We start from the raw sequence: 20,994 nt of genomic DNA, 5'->3' as shown, positions 1-20,994 counted from the left end.
GGAGCGGCTTCCAGTGGGAGCGGCTTCCAGCCGCGATCTTCCCAAGCCACACCCCATCGCGGCCGGAGGCCGCTCCCACAAGGAGCGGGCTCCACCCGCGATCCCCGCTTTCGGGTTTATGGCCTGTACCGATTCGGCTACACTTTCAGGTCGTGTCGCGCCAGCCCTGTGCGGCGGCCATCCATGGAATCGATCCGCCAACGCGGCCCTGCTTCAGACAACGATCGCCGGGCCCGGGGAGAGAGTGCATGCCAGTCAGATTGTCGGTCCCGAGGGAGAGCGCGAGCGGCGAACGCCGGGTGGCACTGGACCCCTCGACAGTCTCGCGGTTCAGCCAGATGGGCGTGTCCGTCCAGGTCGAAAAGAGTGCCGGCGACGCGGCGCGGTTCCCCGACGGCGCCTACGGCGATGCGCAACTGCTGGACACCGCGGAACTCTATCGCCAGACCGACATCATGGTCCGGGTTGCGCCGCCAACGGTCGAGGAGATCGGCAGTCTGCCCGAGGGCGCGACCCTGGTGGGCTTCTTCCACGCCCATCGCACCCCGGAGGTGGTGGCGGCGCTGAAGGAGCGGCGGATCCTGTCCTTCGCGATGGAACTGATTCCGCGCATCTCCCGCGCCCAGAGCATGGATGCGCTGTCCTCGCAGGCGGCCGTCGCGGGCTATAAGGCGGCGCTGATGGGTGCCGACCTGTCCTGCCGATTCTTTCCGATGCTGACCACCGCCGCCGGCACCATCCGCCCATCGAAGGTGATCGTGATCGGCGCCGGCGTCGCCGGCCTGCAGGCGATCGCGACCGCGCGCCGCCTCGGCGCGATGGTCGAGGCCTACGACGTGCGCTCGGCAACCAAGGAGCAGGTGGAGTCCCTGGGCGCGAAGTTCCTTGACCTGGGCGTGAAGGCCGAGGGCGAAGGCGGTTACGCCCGCGAGCTCACCGAAGACGAGAAAAGGCGTCAGCAGGAGGCGCTGGCCGGATTCATCGCCAAGGCGGATGTGCTGATCACCACCGCCGCGATTCCGGGACGCCCGGCGCCACAGCTGGTCCCGGCCGCGATGGTGGAGGGCATGAAGGCGGGTGCGGTAATCGTCGATCTCGCCGCCGAGGGGGGCGGTAACTGCGAACTGACCCGTCCCGGCGAGACGGTCGAGCACGGCAGCGTGATCGTTCACGGTCCACTGAACATACCTTCGCAGGTTGCACTGCATGCATCAGAGATGTATGCGAAGAACCTGCTGAATTTTCTGACCCCGACGCTGAAGGACGGCGAGTTCGCGCCCGACTGGGACGACGAGGTGATCGCGAAGAGCTGCCTGACCCGCGACGGCGGTATCGTCCACGGCCCCACCCGCGAAGCGATCGAGGGAGACGCGTCATGATCGAGGGTTTCGTCGCGCTGTACATCTTCATGCTCGCGGCCTTCACCGGCTATGAGGTGATCTCCAAGGTACCGGTGATCCTGCATACCCCGCTGATGTCCGGCTCCAACTTCATCCACGGCATCGTGCTGGTCGGCACCATGGTCGCGCTGGGCCACGCGACGACCCCCCTCGAGCAGCTGGTCGGCTTCGTGGCGGTGATCCTCGCCGCCGGCAATGCGGTGGGCGGCTACGTGGTGACCGAACGCATGCTGGAGATGTTCAAGACCAGCCGGGGAGACAAGTGATGGGTGCGGTCATGACCCTCATCAATATCGCGTACTTCGTTGCCGCGATCCTGTTCATCGTCGGCCTGAAACAGATGTCGTCGCCGACCACTGCGCGGCGCGGCATCCTGTGGGCGGGCGTCGGCATGGTGCTCGCGACCGTGGTCACCTTCGCCCACCCGGAGATCGAAGGGGCCGTCAATTACCTGCTGATCATCCTTGGCATCGCGATCGGCGGCGGTCTCGCATGGTGGAGCGGCAAGAAGGTCGCGGTGACCGATATGCCGCAGATGATCGCGCTGTACAACGGCATGGGCGGAGGCGCCGCGGCCGGCATCGGCGCGATCTACCTGCTGCAGGCCGATCCGGAAACCGCCTCGAACGTGGTGCTCGCGATCGCGGTACTCGGCTCGCTGATCGGCTCCGTGGCCTTCTCCGGTTCGATGGTGGCCTTCGCGAAGCTGCAGGGACTGATGGACAAGACGGTGTACTTCCCCGCGCAGCAATGGGCGAATCTCGGCGTGTTCGTGGTCACCCTGCTGCTGGGCCTGTCGCTCGCGCTCAGCGGTGGCGACGTGAACGGCCTGGTGCTGCTGCTGTTCTTCGTGCTGGCACTGGCCTTCGGGATCATGATGACGCTCCCGATCGGCGGTGCGGACATGCCGGTGGTGATCTCGCTGTACAACGCGCTGACCGGACTGGCCGTCGGCTTCAAGGGCTTCGTGCTGGACAACCCGGCGCTGATGATCGCCGGCGTGGTGGTCGGGGCGGCGGGCACGCTGCTGACGCAGCTGATGGCCAAGGCGATGAACCGCAAGCTGTCCAACGTCCTGTTCAAGCAGTTCGGCGGCAGCACGGGCGGCGCCACCGAGGAGGTGGCCGGCAGCCTGAAGCCGATCGAGGCGCCGGACGCCGGCATCATGATGGCCTTCGCGAACAAGGTGATCATCGTGCCGGGCTACGGCATGGCGGTGGCCCAGGCCCAGCACAAGATCTGGGAACTGACGCAGCTGCTGCTTGATCGCGGCGTCGCGGTGAAGTTCGCGATTCACCCGGTGGCTGGCCGCATGCCGGGGCACATGAACGTGCTGCTCGCCGAGGCCGGCGTCCCCTACGACCTCATCTACGACCTCGACGAGATCAACAACGAATTCAAGACCGCGGACGTCGCGGTGGTGATCGGCGCCAACGACGTGGTCAACCCGATCGCGCGCACGGACCCGGACAGCCCGATCTACGGCATGCCGATCCTGAATGCCGATCAGGCGAAGAACGTGATCGTGATCAAGCGGGGCCGCGGCGCCGGCTTCTCCGGCATCGAAAACCACCTGTTCTACGCCGACAACACGCGCATGCTCTACGGCGACGGCCAGAAGGCGGCCTCCGACCTGATCGCCGCGGTGAAGGAACTCGGCTGACCTTCAAGTCGCGCGGCCCGCAAGGAACAAGCCCCCTCCCCCCGGCCTCGCTACGCCCGGCATCCTGCCCTCCGCCCTTCGGGCCCGCCTGCGGCGGTTCGAAGTCCGCCCCCGGCACCCCCGGGGACAGATCTGCAGATCTGTCCCCGTCCCCTGGCGGCCTCCTCCCCCCGCGGGAGAGGGGAGAAACGGGCGGCTTTCACGTTGACAGCCGGCAGGGGCTGGACTGCTGGCAAACGGCGAACCAGTCACTTGCGGCACATCCTGTCGGGGTGTTATGCACAAGTGGCATCGAGGGCAGCAAAAAAATGTGGTTTAGCCCTGATAGCTTCGCGTCACCCGAATGAAGTAGCTGCAAGCCATTGAATAAAATGAAAAAAGAAAGATTGAACATTTTTTAGCCAAGCTAACACAAGTCCTTGTGGGACAAGCCTCTGCGGTCTCTGCCCCGGCTCTTTCCACAGAGTTATCCACAGGATCCGTGGATAACCCGGCGTAGACGAGGCGTCGCTCACGGCGCCATCGCGTACACTCCCGCCATGCGCCACCAAGCCCTCGTCCGCGTCGCCGTGGACCGCCCGCTGGACCAGCTGTTCGACTACGCCTGTCCGGTCGGCCCGCTGCCTGAACCGGGCCAGCGTGTCCGGGTGACCTTCGGCCGCAGCGAACAGACCGCCGTGGTGATGGAGACCGGACAGCCTCCTGCCGTTGATCGTGCGCGCATCCGTCCGCTGGAGAGGATCCTCGACCCCGGGCCGATCCTCTCCGGGCCCATCCTCGAACTCCTGCGCTTCGCGTCCCGCTACTATCATCACCCGATCGGCGAGACGGTGCTGAATGCCCTGCCCCCGGCCCTGCGCAAGGGTGCGCCCCTGCCCTCGCCGGCGGCGGCCGAACCGCAGTGGCGGCTCCGGCCCGCCCAGGCGCATCCGCGCCTAGGTCCCCGGCAGCGCGCGATCGTGCAGGGCCTGGAGACCTCCGGCACGGCCCTGGCGCTGCATGCCCTCGCCGACCTCACGGGGCTGGCGCTGCGCCGGGCGGAGCTCAAGCGGCTTGCCGATCTGCGCGTCGTGGAGGCCGTTGCCCACGAGCCCGCGGCGCCGCCATCCGCAAGCCCTCCCGTAGCGCTGACTCCGGACCAGCGGCAGGCAGTGACCGCGATCGAGGCGGAACTTGGCACCCCGGCGGCCCTCCTCCTGGACGGCGTGACCGGCAGCGGCAAGACCGAGGTCTATCTCGAGGCTGCGGCAACGGCGATCGCGCGGGGGCTGCAGGTGCTGGTGCTGGTCCCGGAGATCGCACTGACCCCGCAACTGGTCAGGCGCGTCAGCCAGCGCTTCCCCGGCCAGGTCGCCGCACTGCACTCCGGACTTCCTGCGGGTGAACGCCTGCGCGTCTGGGATGCCGCACGCCGCGGCGCACGGGCGCTGCTGCTCGGGACCCGGTCCGCGCTGTTCACGCCACTGCCGGCGCTGGGGCTGCTGATCGTCGACGAGGAGCACGACCCGGCATACAAGCAGCAGGACGGACTGCGCTATCACGCCCGCGACCTGGCGATCATGCGCGGCCACATCGAATCGGTTCCGGTGGTCCTCGGCTCGGCCACCCCGACGCTCGAGAGCCTCGCGAAGGCCCGCGACGGACACTATCGGCATCTGCCCCTCGGCACGCGGCCGGACGGCTCCCTGCCACCCCCGGTGCGCTGTGTCGACACACGCGTGCACCGCACCGACGAGGGACTCACCACCCCGCTGCTGGATGCAATGCGCACCACACTGGCCGGCGGCCGCCAGTGCTTCGTGCTGCTGAACCGGCGCGGGTTCGCGCGTGTGCTCGCCTGCGAGCATTGCGGCTGGGTGGCCGACTGCCCGCACTGCGACGCGCGGCTGACCGTGCACGCAGCCGCGCACCGCTCGATCTGCCACCTCTGCGGCTTCACCCAGCCGCTCGCCGAGCACTGCCCGGAATGCGGCCAGCTACTCAGCCGCCAGGGACTCGGCACCCAGCGCCTGGAACGCGCGCTTTCGCGCCACTTCGCCGGAGTCCCGCTGGTGCGGCTCGACCGCGACAGCATCCGTCGCCGGGGCGAGCTCGAGCGCTGCCTCGAGGCCATCCGGCAGATGGACGCCGGCATCGTCGTCGGCACCCAGATGCTCGCCAAGGGGCACGACTTTCCTCGCGTCGGCCTGGTCGGAGTCATCGACGTGGACCAGGGGCTGTTCAGCGTCGATCTGCGTGCGGCGGAGCAGACGCTGCAGCTGGTGCAGCAGGCCGCGGGGCGTGCGGGGCGCTCCGGGGACCCCGGCATCGTGCTGGTACAGACGGGGCATCCCGAGCACCCGCTGATGCAGGCGCTCCAGCGCGGCGACTATGCATCGATGGTGGCACCGCTGCTCGCCGAACGCCGCGCGGCCGGCATGCCGCCGTTCGGGTTCCTGGCCCTGGTCCGGGTCGACGGACCGAGCGCGGAGTCCAGCGCCCGGCAGGCGGAGGAGATTGCCCGGCAGCTGCGCCGCCACGCCCGGGGGGTCCGTGTCCTTGGCCCGGCCCCGGCACCGCGGCACCGCGTGAACCGCCGCTACCGCGAGCAGATCCTGCTCGCCTCCCCGACCCGCAAGGCCCTGCACCAAACCCTCGCCGTGGCCCGCGACGGCTGGCAGCAACATCCGCCACCCCGCAACCTGCGGGTCAGCATCGACGTCGACCCGGCCACCCTGGCCTGATCCGGCAGCCATCCCCGCGGCAGCGTAGGAGCGGCTTCCAGCCGCGATCCCCACCCCAATCGCGACCAGAGGCCGCCCCCACAACCGCCACAGCCATCCCCCGCGGCAGCGTAGGAGCGGCTTCCAGCCGCGATCCCCGCGTCCCATTGGGTTAGAATATCCGGCTTGTCTTCTATAACCGGTTGCACCACCTTGAAAGAGACCCTCGAGCAGGCGCTGGAGTCGGCGCTCTCCCGGCTCGTGCGCGACGGCATCCTGCCGGCTGACCACGGGGTGGAGGCGCGCGTGACGCGCACCCGCGAACGCGAGCACGGCGACTTCGCCGCCAACCTGGCCATGCAGCTGGCCCGGCCCGCCCGGCGCAAGCCGCGGGAGATCGCCGAACTGCTGACCTCCGCGCTGCCCCCGGTATCCGGGCTGGCCGGCGTCGAGATCGCCGGTCCCGGGTTCATCAACTTCCGGCTTGACGACAGCGCCCGGGTCCGCGTGCTGCAGACGATCGTCGAGGCAGGCGCCGACTACGGCCGCTCCGGGATCGGGCGCGGACAGAAGGTGCAGGTGGAATTCGTGTCCGCGAACCCCACCGGACCGCTGCACGTCGGTCACGGGCGGGGTGCCGCCTACGGCGCCACGGTGGCCGACCTCCTGGCCTTCTGTGGCTTCGAGGTCACGCGCGAATACTACGTGAACGACGCCGGCCGGCAGATGAACATCCTCGCGGCCAGCGTCTGGCTGCGCTATCTCGAACGGCGCGGCGTGAACATCCCGTTTCCCGCAAACGGCTACCGCGGCGAATACGTGCACGGCATTGCCGACGATCTGGCGGTGCTGCTCGGCGACGCCGGCGTCCATCCGGCCGGGCGCGTGCTCGAGGGCCTGCCGCCCGACGAACCCGATGGCGGCGACAAGGAGGCCTACATCGACGCCCTGGTGGAGCGCGCCCGGGAGCTCCTGGGCCCGACCCTGTACCGCCAGTTCTTCGACCACGGGCTGAACGCGATCCTCGACGATATCCGCGACGACCTCGCCGCCTTCGGCGTGCACTACCAGAGCTGGTTCTCCGAGCGGAGCCTCGCCGATTCCGGTGCCATCGAGGCGGCGATCGAGCGGCTGCACGAGCGCGCCGCACTGTACGAGAAGGACGGCGCGCTGTGGTTCCGCTCCACCGACTACGGCGACGACAAGGATCGCGTGGTGCGCCGCGAGAACGGCGAATACACCTACTTCGCCTCCGATATCGCCTATCACCGCCAGAAGTTCGAACGCGGCTATGACCGGATGATCAACGTCTGGGGCGCGGACCACCACGGCTACGTTGCCCGGGTGCGCGCGGCGCTGCAGGCGCTGGGGCTGGACGACACCCGTCTGGACGTGCTGCTGGTGCAGTTCGCGATCCTCTATCGCGGCAGCGAGCGGGTGCAGATGTCCACCCGTTCCGGCAGCTTCGTGAGCCTGCGCGAACTGCGCGAGGACGTGGGTTCCGACGCCGCCCGCTTCTTCTACGTGCAGCGGCGCTGCGACCAGCACCTGGACTTCGACCTGGAGCTGGCCAAGAGCCAGTCCAACGACAACCCGATGTACTACATCCAGTACGCGCACGCACGGATCGCCAGCGTGCAGCGTACCGCCGCCGAGCGCGGGGCCACCGCCGCGGCCGCCAACGGGCCCGAGATCGCCCGGCTGACGCTGCCCCCGGAGACCGACCTGCTGGTGCAGCTGGACCGCTTTCCGGAGCTGGTCGCCGGAGCCGCCCTCGCGCGCGAACCGCATCAGCTGGCCCAGTACCTGCGCGACCTGGCCGCGGGCTTCCACGCCTACTACAACGCGGTGCCCTTCATGAACGCGGAGGACGCCGAACTGGTCGCGGCGCGCCTGGCACTGGTCGGGGGCATCCGGCAGGTACTGGCGAACGGACTGGGGCTGCTGGGTGTCAGCGCCCCCGAGACCATGTAGGATTCCGGGATGGCGCAGGCACGCAAGGTTCGCCGCAAACCCGCGCCCAGCCGCCGCCGGCGCCCGACGCCGGGCTGGGTCTGGCTGCTGGCGGGGGTGATCGTCGGCCTGGCCGTGGCGGCCGCCCTCTACCTGCAGGGGGCCGACCGCATGGGCCAGGATCCCGGCTGGCTGACGCGGGACGAGGGACCGGCCGCCGCGCCCGTCCCGCAACCGCTGGAGCAGGCGCCCGCCGCGCCGTCCGAGGGTTCGCGTTTCCAGTTCTACGAGCTGCTCCCCCGGGACGAGGTGCGCATCCCGGAGGCCGAGCCACCGCCCTCCCAGACCGTCGCGCCCGCTCCGGCCCCGACACCGGAGCCGACGCCGCGGACGACACCGGAGCCGGAGACAGCGCCCCAGCCCGACGCCGCGACCCGCGTGATGCTGCAGACCGGATCCTTCCAGCGGCACGAACAGGCCGACCAGATGAAGGCCCGGCTGGCGATGATGGGTCTGCAGGCCAGCATCCGCGAGGTCAAGGTCGGCGGACAGACCTTCCATCGCGTGTACCTGGGTCCGTTCGACAACGAGGCGGTGGCCAATCGCTGGGCCGAACGGCTGCAGCGCGAGGACTTCGAGGTGCTGCGGCTCCCCGCGTTCTGATGGGCCGCAATCCCCCGCCTGCCCCGATCCGGGAGCTGGAAGCGCGGCTCGGCTCGCTGCTGCTGCACGACGAACGGGCCGTCCGCGAACTGCTGCAGCGCGCCTCCCGCCGGCTGGATCGCGCCCAGCCCGCCGATCGCCTGCTCGACCAGGCCCGCCGGCAGATCGACGACGGCGCCCTGCGCGCCGAATCCTTTCGGGCCACCCTGCCCGAACCCCGCTATGCCGGCGACCTGCCCATCCACGCCGAGCGGGACCGGATCGTCACAGCCATCCGCGAACACCCGGTGCTGGTGCTCTGCGGCGAGACCGGGTCCGGCAAGACCACCCAGCTTCCCAAGCTCTGCCTCGAGGCCGGCCGTGGACGCCGCGGACTGATCGGGCACACTCAGCCGCGCCGCATCGCCGCCCGCTCGGTCGCCGCGCGTGTCGCCGAGGAACTCGGCTCGGAGCCCGGCGCCACCGTCGGCCACAAGGTCCGCTTCGTGGACCAGACCGGTCCCGGCACGCGCATCAAGCTGATGACCGACGGCATCCTGCTCGCGGAACTGCGCCAGGACCGCGACCTGCTTGCCTACGACACGCTGATCATCGACGAGGCCCACGAGCGCAGCCTCAACATCGACTTCCTGCTCGGCTACCTGAAACGGCTGCGGCCGCGGCGCCCCGATCTCCACGTGATCGTCACCTCCGCGACCCTCGACCCGGAGCGCCTGGCACACTTCTTCGACGACGCCCCGATCATCGAGGTACCGGGCCGCGCCTGGCCGGTAGAGGTGCGCTACCGGCCGCTGCAGGACGCCACCGGGACGGAGAGCGCGGCAGCGGCCGCACCCGAGCGCGATCTCTTCGACGGCGTCGCGGATGCGGTGGCCGAATGCTGCCGCGCCGGCAGCGGCGACATCCTCGTCTTCCTGCCGGGCGAGCGGGAGATCCGGGACGCGGCGAAGCGCCTGCGCCGCGAACAGCCGGCCCACACGGAGATCCTGCCGCTCTACGCACGCCTGTCCGCGGCCGAGCAGAGCCGGGTGTTCCGGCCCCATCCCGGGCGGCGCATCGTGCTCGCGACCAACGTCGCCGAGACCGCGCTCACGGTGCCGGGAATCCGCTTCGTGATCGACAGCGGACTGGCCCGCATATCGCGCTACTCCTGGCGTTCCAGGCTGCAGCGCCTGTCCCTGGAGCCGGTGTCGCGCGCCTCCTGCACCCAGCGCGCCGGGCGCTGCGGGCGCCTGGGCCCCGGCATCTGCATCCGGCTGTTCGACGAGCAGGACTTCGAACTGCGGCCGGAATACACGGACCCCGAGATCCTGCGTTCCAACCTCGCGGCGGTGATCCTGCAGATGGCCGCGCTCGGCCTGGGGGACCCGCAACACTTCCCCTTCGTCGAGCCTCCGGACACGCGCCTGATCCGCGACGGCTACCGGCTGCTCGAGGAATTGCACGCCGTGGACGCCCGGGGCCGGATCACCGCCGCCGGGCGCCGCCTTGCCCACTTCCCGGTGGATCCCCGACTCGCCGCGATGATCGCGGCTGGCGGCGAGCGCGCCGTGCTGGCCGAAGCCGTCACCATCGCCGCCTTTCTCGCGCTGCAGGACCCGAGGGAGCGGCCGGCCGAGCACCGGCAGGCGGCGGACGAGGCGCACCGGGAATTTCACGTCGAGGGCTCGGACTTTCTCGGCATCCTGCGCCTGTGGGAGGCCTGGCACCAGACCCGTGAAGACCTGGGCAGCAGTGCGCTCAAACGCTGGTGCCGGGAACACTTCCTCGCCTTCATGCGCATGCGCGAGTGGCAGGAACTGCGCGCACAACTGCTGACCCTGGCCCGCTCCGGGGGTCTGCAGCGGAACACGCTGCCCGCCGACCCGACGGACCTGCACAAGGCCCTGCTCGCGGGTCTGGTCAGCCACGTCGGCCGCAAGACCGAGCGCGGCGACTATCTGGGCACACGCAACCGCCGCTTCCAGATCCACCCGGCGTCGGGCCAGGCCAAGCGCCGTCCCGAATGGGTCGTCGGCGCGGAGATCGCCGAGACCACCCGTGTGTACGCACGCGAGGTGGCCGCGATCAAGCCGGACTGGATCCTCGCGGTGGCACCGCACCTGCTGAAGCACGACATCCACGAGCCGCACTTCCAGGCCCGCACCGGCCGGGTGGGCGCCCGGGACCGGATCACCCTCTACGGCCTGGTGGTCGCGCCGCGGGCCCCGGTGAACTTCGCCCGACACGACCCGGCGGAGGCGCGCCGGCTGTTCATCCAGCAGGGCCTGGTCGAGGGCCAGCTGCGCTCGCGCTCGAGCGGCCTCGCCGCGAATCTCGCGACCGTCGCGGAGATCGCGGAGATGGAGGCCCGCGGCCGCCGCCGCGACCTGCTGGCCGAGGAGGACCGGCTGCGGGACTTCTACGATCAGCGCCTGCCCGGAGACGTGGTGGACGGACCCACATTCGAGGCGTGGATCCGCAAGGCCGAGAAGACCGACCCGCAGATCCTGCAGATCGACCGGGCCGCATTGCTGCAGGAGCCCGAGGCCGCCCTGCCGCAGGGCGCCTATCCGGACGCGCTGGAGGTCCGGGGGCTGCGCCTGCCGCTGTCCTACCGCTTCGAGCCCGGGCAGGCGGACGACGGGGTCACCGTGTCCGTCCCGATCGCCGCGCTGAACGGACTGCCCGACTGGCTCGGCGACTGGCTGGTACCCGGGCTGCTGGAGGAACGCGTGGTGGGGCTGCTGCGCAGTCTGCCCAAGGGCCTGCGCCGCCACTTCGTCCCGGCACCCGACTTCGCCCGGGCTGCGCTGGAGCGGATGCCGTCCCGCGAGGGGCCGCTGCTGCCGGCACTCGGCGAGGCGCTGGAGGCGATCACGGGCACGCGCGTGCCGCCGGAGGCCTGGCGCCCGGACAGCCTGGAGCCGCACCTGATCATGCGCTTCCGGGTACTGGACCCGGACGGCGCCGAGGCCGCGTCCGGGCGCGACCTGCCCGCGCTGAAGGCACGCCTCGGCGACACCGCGGGTGCGCACTTCGACCGCACGCGTCCGGACGACATCACGCGCGCGGGCATCACGCGCTGGGATTTCGGTTCGCTGCCGGAGTTCGTCGAGTTCGATCACCAGGGCGCACGGCTTCGGGCCTACCCGGCGCTGGCCGATGCCGGCGACAGCGTCGACCTGCGGCTGGAGCCCGATCCGGACAGCGCCCGGCACCTGCAGCGGAGCGGTCTGCGCCGCCTCTTCCTGCTCGGCTGCCACCGCATCGTGCGCGATCTGCGGCGACAGCTTCCCGACATCCAGCACGCCTGCCTGCACTACGCACCGCTGGGTAGCTGCGACGCACTCCGGAACCAGATCCTGGCCGCCGCGGCCGAACGCGTGTTCCTCGCGGAGGCACCGTGGCCGCGCGATGCCCGGACCTTCGAGGCGCGCCTGGAGGCCGGCCGGGCCGAACTGACGCCCGTCGCGATGGAGCTGTCCCGGCTCGCCGCGCGGATCCTCGCCGACTGGCACCAGTTGCGCCGCCGGCTGGACGGCGACCTGCCGCTGTCCTGGATCGAGGCGGCGCGCGACATCCGGGATCAGCTGGAATACCTGGTACCGGCCGACTTCCTGCTCGCGACCCCGCCCGGTGTATTGCCGGAACTGCCGCGCTACCTGCAGGCGATCGCAAGACGCCTGCAGCGCCTCGAACAGGCGCCGGACAAGGACCGCCGCCTGCGCGTGGACATCGAGCCGATTTGGGACGAGGCCAAGCGCCTGCTGACCGCGCACCCGGGGGACCCACGAGTCACGCGTTTCCGCTACCGCGTGGAGGAGCTGCGGGTTTCGGTCTTCGCCCAGGAACTCGGGACCCGGGAAAAGGTCTCGATTCAGCGCCTCTCACGCGAGCTGGACGAATTGCGCCGCGGCCCCCCTCCCCAACCCTTCCCCCTCTCCCAAGGCAATGGCAAAAGGGGACAGATTTAAAATCTGTCCCCGAACATCACAAGGAACAACACCGCCTCAGGGGCACTCCACGTGGGTTACAGTGCGCCCACGCCACCGCGAACCAACGAGGACTGACCGCAATGCACGTAATCGTGATCGGGGCCGGCGTCACGGGCACCACCACCGCCTGGTTTCTGCGTGATGCCGGCCTGTCGGTGACCCTGCTGGACGCCGCCGATCTTCCTGCCCAGGGCGCGAGCGCCGCCAATGGCGGCATGCTGCATGCGAGCCATGCCGAACCCTGGAACGCCCCCGGCGTCGGCTGGGACCTGCTGCGCCATATCGGCCGCGCGGACTCTCCGCTGCTGCTGCGCCCGCGCGCCCTGCCCGGCCTCGTGCCCTGGGGCATCGAATTCCTGTGGAACAGCCGCGGCGGGCGCTTCGAGCGCAACACCCTGGTGAACGCGCGCCTCGCCGAGTACTCCCTGCGCGAACTGCGGGCGCTGCAGCAGGAGCTGGCGCTCGATTTCGACTTTGCCGAATCCGGCATCCTGAAGATCTTCCAGGATCCGCAGAGCCTCGAGAAGAACCGCAATGCCAGCCGCCGGATGGCCGACGTCGGCGTGCACTTCGAGGACTGGGACGCGGCCCGGGTCGCGGCCGAGGAACCCGCGCTGGAGCCGATAGCGCACCGTCTTTGCGGGGCACTGTTTTTCCCGGGCGACGCGATCGGCAATGCCGCGACGTTCACCCGCGAACTGACCGCCGTCGCCGAACGCGCCGGCGTGCGCTGGCGGCCGAACACCACGGTTACCGGCTGGAGGCGTTTCCAGGGCCGGATCAACGGGGTCGAGACCTCGCGCGGACCGATGGCTGCCGATGCGGTCGTCCTCGCCAGCGGCTTTGCCGCGCCCGGACTCCTGCGCAGGCTCGGCATCCGGCTCCCGGTGGCGCCAGTCAAGGGCTACTCGCTGACCCTGCACCTCAACGGCGCCTCGCGACTGCGACTGCCGATCATCGACGATGCCAACAAGGTGGTGCTGACACCGCTGGGCAGCCGCCTGCGGCTGGCCGGGACGGCCGAGTTCACCGGGGCGGACCTGCGCATGAATGTCTCCCGGGCGGAGAACGTGCTCGCGCAGTGCCGCCGCACCCTGCCATGGCTCCCGGAACACGTCGACCCCGACACCATGGAACCCTGGGCCGGGCTGCGGCCGATGAGCGCGCGGGGCACCCCGATCCTCGGCCCGACCCCGGTTCCCGGGCTGTACCTGAACACCGGCGCCGGCCACCTGGGCTGGACCTTCGCCTGCGGGTCCGCAGGCCTGGTGCGCGACAGCATCCTCGGCCGCACGCCCGCGCTGCCGCTGGAGCCGTTCCTGCCCTGAGAGCGGGGCGGCCCTCGTCGGGGAGAGGGCACCTTTCCATGCGTTCAGACGGACGCACGCTCCGACGGGGACAGATTTTAACCTGTCCCCGTTTCCACGTTTCCGGCTGTATGCGCTCCGCCGGGCTGACGCGACGCCGATCAAGACTGCGTAAACACCATCCGAATGCGCGCCCCGCCGAGCTCCGGGGCCTGCTCGATGTGCAGTTCGCCGCCGTGATCGCGCACCAGCGTGTGCACGATGTGCAGCCCGAGACCCTGACCACCCGGCCGGGTATCGCGCCGCGCGCCGCGGCGCAGCACCGCCTCCCGGTCGGCCCCGTCGATGCCCGGACCGTCGTCGTCCACGGTCAGCTCCAGGCGCCGGCCCGAACAGGTCAGGCCGACCCGCACCTGCGCGCGGGCGTGGCGAATGGCGTTGTCCAGCAGGTTGCCCAGCAGCTCGAACAGCGCCCCGGTATCGATCCGCAGCGTGCACTCGGGCTGCAGCGACATCGCCAGTTCGACCCCGTGCTGGTCCGCGATCCGGCGCAGCGCGGAGCCGGTCCGTTCGATCACCGGTGCCACGGCCACCGGCGGCTGGAACGGGGACGGACCGAGGCGCTGCGCCTGGTTCAGCTCGTGCTGGATCATGTCCTGCATGCGCTCGATCTGCAGCAGCAGCTCGCGGCGCTCGGCGCTCGGGCCCTCGATCCCGAGACGCAACGCGGACAGGGGGGTCTTGAGGCTGTGCGCCAGGTCCGCCAGCGCGTGCTTCTGCCGTTCCAGACGGGCCCCCTCGAATTCCAGCAGCGCATTGATGCTGTCGGTCAGGGTCTGGATCTCGTGCGGGTACGGCCCCCCGAGCCGCCTGTGCTCACCCTGGCGCAACGCGTCGAGGTCGGCACGCACGCGCCGCAGCGGCCGCAGCCCCCACAGGCCGAGGGCAAGCGCCTGCCCCGAGATCAGCAGGATCGTGAGCAGGCCGAGCGCCCCCCAGAGGGTTCGCCGGTAGCGTTCCATCTGCGCGTCGTAGGCATCACGCTCCTCGAGCACCTGGAAGGTCAGGGGCACAAGCTGTCCGGGGAGCTCCCACTGAACGGTCATCCGGCGCTCGAAGAACCCGTCGTCGTCCCAGTCCTCCAGCCGGGTGCCGAGCGCCGAGGGGGAGCGCCACAGCGTGGCGCCGCCGGCATCCAGGATACGGGCATACACCCCGCCCCCGGGCAGCGCGAGCCGCGGGTCCGGCAGGATCTCCGGAAGCTGGACCTCGCGCGCACCGGAGACCTCGACGATGCCCATCAGCAACAGCAGCTGTGCATCCAGACGAGTCGTCACGGCGTCCTCCGCGTTCTCCCGGAAGGCGCGTTCCAGCAACGTCGCGGTGAGCACAAAGAACACGGCGATCACCGCGGCCGCCACCAGGCTGATGCGCAGCCGCAGGCTCAGCCCCGGCGCGTTCATGTCGCGCCGCTTGGGTTCCCGACCGGTTGCAGCGTGAAGCGGTAACCGCGCCCGCGCAGCGTCTCGATCACACCGAGGCTGCCGTCCGGATCCAGCTTGCGCCGCAGTCGTCCGATCAGAACCTCGATCACGTTGCTCTCGCGGTCTGCATCGTGCTCGTAGAGGTAGTCGGACAGCACGTCCTTGCTCAACGGCCGCCCGGCCTGGCGCACGAGCTGGAGCAGCAGGCGGTACTCGAAGGTGGTCAGGCCGATCGGCTGGCCGCGCAGCCTGACGGTGTCGGTCGCGGTATCGATGACCAGCGGCCCGAAGTCCAGTCGCTCGTGGCCCTCCTGCAGGCTGCGCCGAACCAGCGCGCGCAGCCGGGCCTGCAGCTCCTCCACGTGGAAGGGCTTGGTCAGGTAGTCGTCGGCCCCCGCCTCGAGTCCCTCCACCTTGTCCTGCCAGCGGTCGCGGGCGGTCAGGATAAGGATCGGCAGACGCGGCTTCACCGCCCGCGCCTTGCGCACGAGTTCGAGGCCATCCAGACCGGGGAGGCCGAGGTCCACGATCGCGACGTCGCAGGCGTATTCCTCGAGCAGATACAGTCCGGTCCTGCCTTCCGCCGCGGGATCGACCCGCCAGCCGCCGGCGGCGAGGGCGTCGGCGAGGCTCTGCCGCAAATCGTCGTCGTCCTCGACCAGGGCGACCCGAAGATTCATGGCCGCGCGTCCTCCGCACCCCGAATCTCGAGATTGCGAACCTGCTGCGCATCGGTCAGCAGGCGGATCACGTAGACCACCTGCCCGTTGCGCTGTTCGGAACGGGCGGACAGGATGCGCCCGCCATGTGTCCGCTCCACCTGTGCCACCGCCTCTTCCAGCGTGGCGGGCGCCGCCGTGCCCGTGACCGGCAAACCGGTCGCCAGCACGAGCAGCAGCGCGGCCAGCAGCACGACGCGGCGGCGGGCCGGACGTCGGATTCGGTTCAGGTCCTGGCGCATGTCTTCGATCTCCGGGTCCTTCGGCATCGGCGGGCGGCAAGGCCGCACGCGATCCATGGGCAGGGGCACCGGCCATGCAGCACCCGCAGCCACGTATTACACTAAAAGCGTAGCCTGAACCTCGTCTGAAGACGACACCCGGATCGCAATGAGCAGCGAGACAGCGACAGCCACGAAGACATCCGGCCTTGGGGCGGAGTGCGATGAACTGGCCTGGCGCGAGTTGCTACCCCATTTCGCCCGCGGCGCTGTCGTGCGCGTTGACCCCGAACTCGATCTGATCACGGTGGCCGAGGCCTTTCGTGACGACGACTCCGCGCGCGTTGGCGCCTGGATGCAGGGTGGCGCGATCGCGAGGGCCAGCGACGAAGATGCGCGACACTGGGCGCGTCTCGAACCCGTCTTCCGGGCCATCGTGGTCGCGCCCTGGGTGCTGGCACAGGAACTGGCCACAACCCACTAAGGGGAAAGCCCATGCTGACGATCAACCTCGACACCGTACTCTGGGTGGTGAATCTGACCCGGGAATTCCACGCAAAGGAGGAAGTCGTCTTGCCCGACGACTCCATGGAGGGCAACGACGACGATTGGGCGATGCAGATGCTGGCGGACCATGGAAGCGACCTGACTCTGCAGGAACTGCGCTCCGGCTTGCAGGGGCTCGACCGGGAACTGCAGGCGGAACTCCTGGCGCTGAAGTGGATTGGCCGTGGTGATTACGGACCCGAAGAGTGGGAGGACGTGCTGCGCGAGGCCATCGACAACTGGTCGCCCGAGGTCATGGATCGACTCATCGCGACCCCGCTGATCCCCGAGTATCTGCTGGAGGGGCTGGATGCCCTGGGGATCGAGCACGAAGAGTGAATGTTTCCCCACTTCGGGCGTCGATTCCGGCGGATACGCCGATCTGCCTGGAAATCTCGAAACTCTAGGTCTAGTCTTCCAAAGTGGTAGTGATCGTTGGGAATAGTCGAAGAGGGGGACAGGTCTTCGACTCGAACATCCGTAATTCGGCAGCCAATTCCGGATCTGGCGACCCGAGCAACCCAGCCCGGCCCGGGGGAACCACTCTCAGGGCTCGGATACAAGAACAGGCGGTCTGAAGAGGTCGCCAGCCCACTGAAGCCAAAACCTCAGACGGAGGAGTCCGCATCCATGAAACGTTCTCGTATTCTTGCCGCAGGTATTGCGGTGTCGATGATGGCCCTGGCCTACGTACCGCAGGCCGCTGCAGAGGTCGAGCGGGGTGAGCTGCTCACCACCTCGTGCTTCAGCTGCCACAGCATTGACCTTGAAGGGGCCGGAAACATGCCGAACCTCGTCGGTTACCCGCGCGACCTGATGATCTCCCAGATGCAGGCCTTCAAGGACGGATCGCGCCCCGGCACCATCATGAATCGACATGCGAAGGGCTATACGGACGAGGAAATCGTCATGATGGCCGACTACTTCGACACCATACAATAAGAAACTGGGGGATCTGAGAGATGAACAATTTTTCCCGTCGTAATTTTCTCAAGGCCGTCGGCATCGGTGGCGCCGCCACGCTGACCAGCTTCGGCTGCGCCGCGAATGGCACAGCAACGGCCACGCGCAATGCCAAGGTCATCGTGATCGGTGGCGGCTCCGGCGGCGCCACCGCGGCGAAATACCTGAAGCGGTTCTCCACGGAAATGGACGTGACCCTGATCGAACCGAATGCGACCTATTACACCTGCTACGGCAGCAACTGGGTGCTCGGCGGCAATGCGGAGATGGACGACATCGCGCAGACCTACGATGCCCTGCAGTCCCGCCATGGCGTGAATGTGGTGCGGGATTCGGTGATGGAGGTCGATCCGGCCAGCCGAACGGTTACCACGAGCTCCGGCGAGACGATGAACTACGACCGTCTGGTGATGTCTCCCGGCATCGACTTTCGTTATGACGCGGTCCCCGGCATCAGCGCGGCCGACAGCGAGCGCATCCCGCACGCCTGGAAGGCCGGTGCGCAGACGAGACTCCTGCGCCAGCAGCTGGAGGCCATGCCCGATGGCGGCGTATTCGTGATGGTTGCCCCGGGCAACCCGTTCCGCTGCCCGCCCGGGCCGTACGAGCGGGCGTCCATGGTTGCCCATTACTTCCAGCGCGAAAAGCCGCGTTCGAAGATCATCATCCTCGACAACAAGGAGGCCTTCTCCAAGCAGGGCCTGTTCATGGAGGGCTGGGAGCAGCACTACGGCGACATGATCGAGTGGGTCTCAAGCTCCCGCGGCGGACAGGTCGAGGAGATCGATGCGGCCAACCTGAGAACGATCTCCGACGGTGGCTTCACCGAGTTCAAGGCGGACGTGCTGAACTACATCCCGCCGCAGACCGCGGGCAAGATCGCCATGGACACCGGCCTGGCCGACGGCTTCTGGTGCCCGGTCAACCAGCTGACCTTCGAGTCGACCATCCACCCGGGGATCTATGTAATCGGTGACTCCAGCGTCGCCGGCGCGATGCCGAAGTCCGGCCACTCGGCCAACAACCAGGCCAAGGTGGCCGCGGCGGCCATTGTCCGCGACCTCGGGGGTGAGGAGCCGCTGTCACCGTCCACCGCGAACACCTGCTACAGCCTGATCACGCCCGAACATGGGATCAGCGTGGCCGCGGTGTACTCGTACCAGGATGGCACAATCGCCGGCGTGGAAGGCGCGGGCGGCGTCAGTCCGATGGACGCACCGGCATCGGTCCGCAGGCAGGAGGCCCTCTACACCCAGGGCTGGTACGACGGAATCACCGCCGACATCTGGGGCTAAGCGCCTCTGGCAGTAACGGCAGTCACGAGGCCCCGGACCGCAATGGTCCGGGGCCTTTTCTATGTGCCCCTGGCGTGCGGCGGCTCGCCGCCGCTTTCGCGCAGGGGGCTTGCCCCCTGCCGCGGGAGCGAGCTTCCGGGGTCCATGGCGAGAGCGAGCTTCCGGGGTCCAGGGCGGAAGCAAGCTTCCGGACTCCAAAGCGGGAGCACGCTCCCGCACTCCACAGATCAGGCGTTGAGATCCGGTATCAACCGACTGCGCAGGCGCTCGATCGCATCCTTCAGCTGCAGCTTGCGCTTCTTCAGCCGCCGCAGGGCGAACAGGTCCTGCGCCGCGGTCTCCTGCAGCGCGTGAATCGCAGTCTCCAGCGCCCGATGCTCGGACTCGAGCTCGACGATGTGCGCACGCAGTTCACTCTCGTTCGGGACCACGATTCCTCCTGCATCCGGCGCGGCTCGCGTATCATCGCAGAGCGTGAACCGCGCCGCCAATGCATCGAACCGGAGGCACCATGGGCATCACCAACCGGCCGCTGAAGATCGTCACGCCACGCGGCATCCACCTTGGCGGGGTGATCGTGCAGCCCGAGGGTACCCCGGTCGGACAGGCCTGCATCGCCCACTGTTTTGCCTGCTCCAAGGACTTCCCGGCCACCGTCCGGCTGGCGCGGGCCCTCGCCCAGGAGGGCATCATCACGCTGCGCTTCGACTTCATGGGGCTGGGCGAGGCCGAGGGCCGCTTCGAGGACAGCAGCTTCCAGACCTACTGCGAGGACCTCGGTTCCGCGCTGGACACCTTCGACGAGGAGACCGGGTTCTTCACCGACCTGCTGATCGGACACAGCTTCGGTGGTGCAATGGCCCTCGCGCTCGCGCGGCTGCGCGCGGAACTGCGCGCAGTGGTCACCATCGCGGCACCCGCCGAGCCGGGGCACGTGACCCGGCTGCTCGGCGCGCAGGCGCAGGGCATAAGGGAGGCCGGCGCGGCGGAGGTCGAGATCGGCGGCCGTCGCATCCGCATCGGCCGCGAATTCCTGGATTCGGTCGAGAATCAGGACCTGGATTCCGCACTGGAGGGGCTGGACCGTCCGCTCCTGCTGCTGCACGCGCCCCGGGACACGGTCGTCGGCATCGACCATGCCCGGCGCATCTTCGCCCGCGCGAAGCACCCGAAGAGCTTCGTCGCGCTGCATCAGGCCGATCACCTCCTGACGCGTCCGGAACACACGGCCTACGTGGCGCGGTTGATCCACGCCTGGGCCTATGACCTGTTACGGCCTCACCAGTAGTTCTCCACGGTGATCTGCCCGGGATGGCCGCGCCGGTTGCGCTGCATCCCGCGTGTCTTCAGCACCGCCTGGGTATCGCGAACCATGCCGGGGTTGCCGCAGATCATCACCTGTGAATGACGGGCGTCGATCCCGAGTCCGCACAGCGCCTCCAGCTGGCCGTCCTGCAGTGCCACGGAGATCCGGCTCTGCGGAATGTCTTCCAGGGCCTCGCGCGTGACCAGCGGCTGGTAGTGGAAGCGTTCCGGGGCTCTTTGGGCGAACGCCCGGATGCGGTCCCGGTAGCTCAGTTCGGCGCCATGGCGTACCGAGTGCACCAGCCGGATGTTTTCGAAGCGCCGCCAGGGCTCGTCGGTGCCGAGAATGGACAGAAAGGGGCCGAGGCCGGTGCCGGTCGCCAGCAACCAGAGGTCGCGTGCATCCGGCAGCTGGTCCAGCGTGAACAACCCGGTGGAGCGGGGCATCAGTTCCACCTCGTCACCCGGCTCCATGTGCATCAGCCGGCTGGTCAGCGGACCCTCCGGCACCGCGACCAGATGAAACTCCAGCGGCCGGACATCGGGCGGATTCACGTAGGAGTACGGACGCGCCACCCACTCGTCGCCAATGAACAGGCGCAGGCGGTTGTACTGCCCGGCCTTGAAGGGCTCCACGTCCGCGTCCACGCGCAGGCTGAACAGGCGCTCGGTCCATCGCGTCAGTTCGCGAACCTCTCCCTTCACCCAGCCCATGTCGCCTCCATCATCAGCCAATCCCAGCGACCTCCGGTCGCGATCCATACGCCTCACAACACCCACCGCCGCATCGCGGCCC

Annotated in this window: 18 protein-coding genes; 13 read left to right on the top strand and 5 right to left on the bottom strand. The window is 69.1% G+C overall.

The window, feature by feature from the left end; all coding sequences use genetic code 11:
- The first annotated feature begins 248 nt into the window (after positions 1 to 248).
- The 8 genes from ACESMN_RS05730 (at position 249) to ACESMN_RS05695 (ending at position 13,686) form a co-directional block, all read left to right on the top strand.
- Entirely contained in the window at positions 249 to 1,379 is a 1,131-nt protein-coding gene (locus tag ACESMN_RS05730) for an NAD(P) transhydrogenase subunit alpha (protein ID WP_373052639.1), read from the top strand.
- A complete protein-coding gene (locus ACESMN_RS05725; protein ID WP_373052638.1) occupies positions 1,376 to 1,666 on the top strand; it encodes an NAD(P) transhydrogenase subunit alpha in 291 nt (96 codons plus the stop codon). The genes ACESMN_RS05730 and ACESMN_RS05725 overlap by 4 nt, the downstream gene beginning before the upstream one ends.
- A gap of 11 nt (positions 1,667 to 1,677) precedes the next feature.
- Positions 1,678 to 3,063 (top strand): NAD(P)(+) transhydrogenase (Re/Si-specific) subunit beta, encoded by a 1,386-nt coding sequence (locus ACESMN_RS05720; RefSeq protein ID WP_373052637.1) that lies wholly within the window; start codon positions 1,678 to 1,680, stop codon positions 3,061 to 3,063.
- A gap of 539 nt (positions 3,064 to 3,602) precedes the next feature.
- Entirely contained in the window at positions 3,603 to 5,786 is a 2,184-nt protein-coding gene (locus ACESMN_RS05715; protein WP_373052636.1) for a primosomal protein N', read from the top strand.
- Positions 5,787 to 5,978: 192 nt separating this feature from the next.
- Positions 5,979 to 7,739, top strand: a complete 1,761-nt coding sequence (argS, locus tag ACESMN_RS05710) for an arginine--tRNA ligase (protein WP_373052635.1) — start codon at positions 5,979 to 5,981, stop codon at positions 7,737 to 7,739.
- Between the two features lie 9 nt (positions 7,740 to 7,748).
- On the top strand, positions 7,749 to 8,381 hold the full coding sequence (locus ACESMN_RS05705) for an SPOR domain-containing protein (protein ID WP_373052634.1): 633 nt from the start codon (positions 7,749 to 7,751) through the stop codon (positions 8,379 to 8,381).
- Complete coding sequence (hrpA, locus tag ACESMN_RS05700) at positions 8,381 to 12,337, top strand: ATP-dependent RNA helicase HrpA (protein WP_373052633.1); 3,957 nt, start codon at positions 8,381 to 8,383, stop codon at positions 12,335 to 12,337. The genes ACESMN_RS05705 and hrpA overlap by 1 nt, the downstream gene beginning before the upstream one ends.
- Positions 12,268 to 13,686 carry an FAD-dependent oxidoreductase gene (locus ACESMN_RS05695; protein ID WP_373052658.1) on the top strand — a complete coding sequence of 473 codons (1,419 nt, stop codon included), beginning with the start codon at positions 12,268 to 12,270 and terminating at the stop codon, positions 13,684 to 13,686. The genes hrpA and ACESMN_RS05695 overlap by 70 nt, the downstream gene beginning before the upstream one ends.
- Positions 13,687 to 13,826: 140 nt before the next feature.
- Here ACESMN_RS05695 and ACESMN_RS05690 read toward each other — a convergent pair whose 3' ends face one another.
- The 3 genes from ACESMN_RS05690 to ACESMN_RS05680 are packed head-to-tail and all read right to left on the bottom strand — an operon-like array spanning position 13,827 to position 16,110.
- Positions 13,827 to 15,128: an ATP-binding protein gene (locus ACESMN_RS05690; protein ID WP_373052632.1), complete on the bottom strand. Its 1,302-nt coding sequence runs from the start codon at positions 15,126 to 15,128 to the stop codon at positions 13,827 to 13,829.
- Positions 15,125 to 15,829 carry a response regulator transcription factor gene (locus tag ACESMN_RS05685; protein WP_373052631.1) on the bottom strand — a complete coding sequence of 235 codons (705 nt, stop codon included), beginning with the start codon at positions 15,827 to 15,829 and terminating at the stop codon, positions 15,125 to 15,127. Before ACESMN_RS05685 ends, ACESMN_RS05690 begins: the two co-directional genes overlap by 4 nt.
- The gene (locus ACESMN_RS05680) at positions 15,826 to 16,110 is read right to left on the bottom strand and encodes a PepSY domain-containing protein (RefSeq protein ID WP_373052630.1); all 285 of its coding nucleotides are present in this window, start codon (positions 16,108 to 16,110) and stop codon (positions 15,826 to 15,828) included. The genes ACESMN_RS05685 and ACESMN_RS05680 overlap by 4 nt, the downstream gene beginning before the upstream one ends.
- Before the next feature lie 148 nt (positions 16,111 to 16,258).
- On the opposite strand from ACESMN_RS05680, the gene ACESMN_RS05675 reads away from it, so the two are divergent.
- The 4 genes from ACESMN_RS05675 to ACESMN_RS05660 all read left to right on the top strand — a co-directional run bounded on the left by ACESMN_RS05675 (position 16,259) and on the right by ACESMN_RS05660 (position 18,893).
- Positions 16,259 to 16,573: a DUF2288 domain-containing protein gene (locus tag ACESMN_RS05675; protein WP_373052629.1), complete on the top strand. Its 315-nt coding sequence runs from the start codon at positions 16,259 to 16,261 to the stop codon at positions 16,571 to 16,573.
- A gap of 11 nt (positions 16,574 to 16,584) precedes the next feature.
- Positions 16,585 to 16,974, top strand: coding sequence for a DUF3775 domain-containing protein (locus ACESMN_RS05670; protein ID WP_373052628.1), 390 nt, complete (start codon positions 16,585 to 16,587; stop codon positions 16,972 to 16,974).
- Positions 16,975 to 17,265: 291 nt separating this feature from the next.
- Positions 17,266 to 17,577: a c-type cytochrome gene (locus tag ACESMN_RS05665; RefSeq protein WP_373052627.1), complete on the top strand. Its 312-nt coding sequence runs from the start codon at positions 17,266 to 17,268 to the stop codon at positions 17,575 to 17,577.
- A 20-nt stretch (positions 17,578 to 17,597) separates the two neighbouring features.
- On the top strand, positions 17,598 to 18,893 hold the full coding sequence (locus ACESMN_RS05660) for an FCSD flavin-binding domain-containing protein (protein WP_373052626.1): 1,296 nt from the start codon (positions 17,598 to 17,600) through the stop codon (positions 18,891 to 18,893).
- A 227-nt stretch (positions 18,894 to 19,120) separates the two neighbouring features.
- Here the strand turns inward: ACESMN_RS05660 and ACESMN_RS05655 are convergent, their stop codons facing one another.
- On the bottom strand, positions 19,121 to 19,324 hold the full coding sequence (locus tag ACESMN_RS05655) for a YdcH family protein (protein ID WP_373052625.1): 204 nt from the start codon (positions 19,322 to 19,324) through the stop codon (positions 19,121 to 19,123).
- An 80-nt stretch (positions 19,325 to 19,404) separates the two neighbouring features.
- Between ACESMN_RS05655 and ACESMN_RS05650 the strand changes: the two genes are divergently transcribed.
- Positions 19,405 to 20,181: an alpha/beta hydrolase family protein gene (locus ACESMN_RS05650; RefSeq protein ID WP_373052624.1), complete on the top strand. Its 777-nt coding sequence runs from the start codon at positions 19,405 to 19,407 to the stop codon at positions 20,179 to 20,181.
- Here ACESMN_RS05650 and ACESMN_RS05645 read toward each other — a convergent pair.
- The gene (locus tag ACESMN_RS05645) at positions 20,172 to 20,912 is read right to left on the bottom strand and encodes a ferredoxin--NADP reductase (protein WP_373052657.1); all 741 of its coding nucleotides are present in this window, start codon (positions 20,910 to 20,912) and stop codon (positions 20,172 to 20,174) included. The two genes, ACESMN_RS05650 and ACESMN_RS05645, sit on opposite strands and share 10 nt — an antisense overlap.
- Between the last annotated feature and the right edge of the window lie 82 nt (positions 20,913 to 20,994).

This window comes from Thioalkalivibrio sp. (genome assembly GCF_041690275.1).
In the GTDB taxonomy this organism is placed as follows: Bacteria; Pseudomonadota; Gammaproteobacteria; order Ectothiorhodospirales; family Ectothiorhodospiraceae; genus Thioalkalivibrio.
This window is presented reverse-complemented; position numbering and strand designations above follow the sequence as displayed.

Coding starts and splice junctions, on each gene's coding strand:
- ACESMN_RS05660 (WP_373052626.1), top strand. CDS start 17,598: ATGAACAATTTTTCCCGTCGTAATTTTCTCAAGGCCGTCGGCATCGGT.
- ACESMN_RS05690 (WP_373052632.1), bottom strand. CDS start 15,128: ATGAACGCGCCGGGGCTGAGCCTGCGGCTGCGCATCAGCCTGGTGGCG.
- ACESMN_RS05685 (WP_373052631.1), bottom strand. CDS start 15,829: ATGAATCTTCGGGTCGCCCTGGTCGAGGACGACGACGATTTGCGGCAG.
- ACESMN_RS05680 (WP_373052630.1), bottom strand. CDS start 16,110: ATGCGCCAGGACCTGAACCGAATCCGACGTCCGGCCCGCCGCCGCGTC.
- ACESMN_RS05645 (WP_373052657.1), bottom strand. CDS start 20,912: ATGGGCTGGGTGAAGGGAGAGGTTCGCGAACTGACGCGATGGACCGAG.
- ACESMN_RS05725 (WP_373052638.1), top strand. CDS start 1,376: ATGATCGAGGGTTTCGTCGCGCTGTACATCTTCATGCTCGCGGCCTTC.
- ACESMN_RS05665 (WP_373052627.1), top strand. CDS start 17,266: ATGAAACGTTCTCGTATTCTTGCCGCAGGTATTGCGGTGTCGATGATG.
- ACESMN_RS05715 (WP_373052636.1), top strand. CDS start 3,603: ATGCGCCACCAAGCCCTCGTCCGCGTCGCCGTGGACCGCCCGCTGGAC.
- ACESMN_RS05670 (WP_373052628.1), top strand. CDS start 16,585: ATGCTGACGATCAACCTCGACACCGTACTCTGGGTGGTGAATCTGACC.
- ACESMN_RS05705 (WP_373052634.1), top strand. CDS start 7,749: ATGGCGCAGGCACGCAAGGTTCGCCGCAAACCCGCGCCCAGCCGCCGC.
- ACESMN_RS05650 (WP_373052624.1), top strand. CDS start 19,405: ATGGGCATCACCAACCGGCCGCTGAAGATCGTCACGCCACGCGGCATC.
- hrpA (WP_373052633.1), top strand. CDS start 8,381: ATGGGCCGCAATCCCCCGCCTGCCCCGATCCGGGAGCTGGAAGCGCGG.
- ACESMN_RS05675 (WP_373052629.1), top strand. CDS start 16,259: ATGAGCAGCGAGACAGCGACAGCCACGAAGACATCCGGCCTTGGGGCG.
- ACESMN_RS05720 (WP_373052637.1), top strand. CDS start 1,678: ATGACCCTCATCAATATCGCGTACTTCGTTGCCGCGATCCTGTTCATC.
- ACESMN_RS05730 (WP_373052639.1), top strand. CDS start 249: ATGCCAGTCAGATTGTCGGTCCCGAGGGAGAGCGCGAGCGGCGAACGC.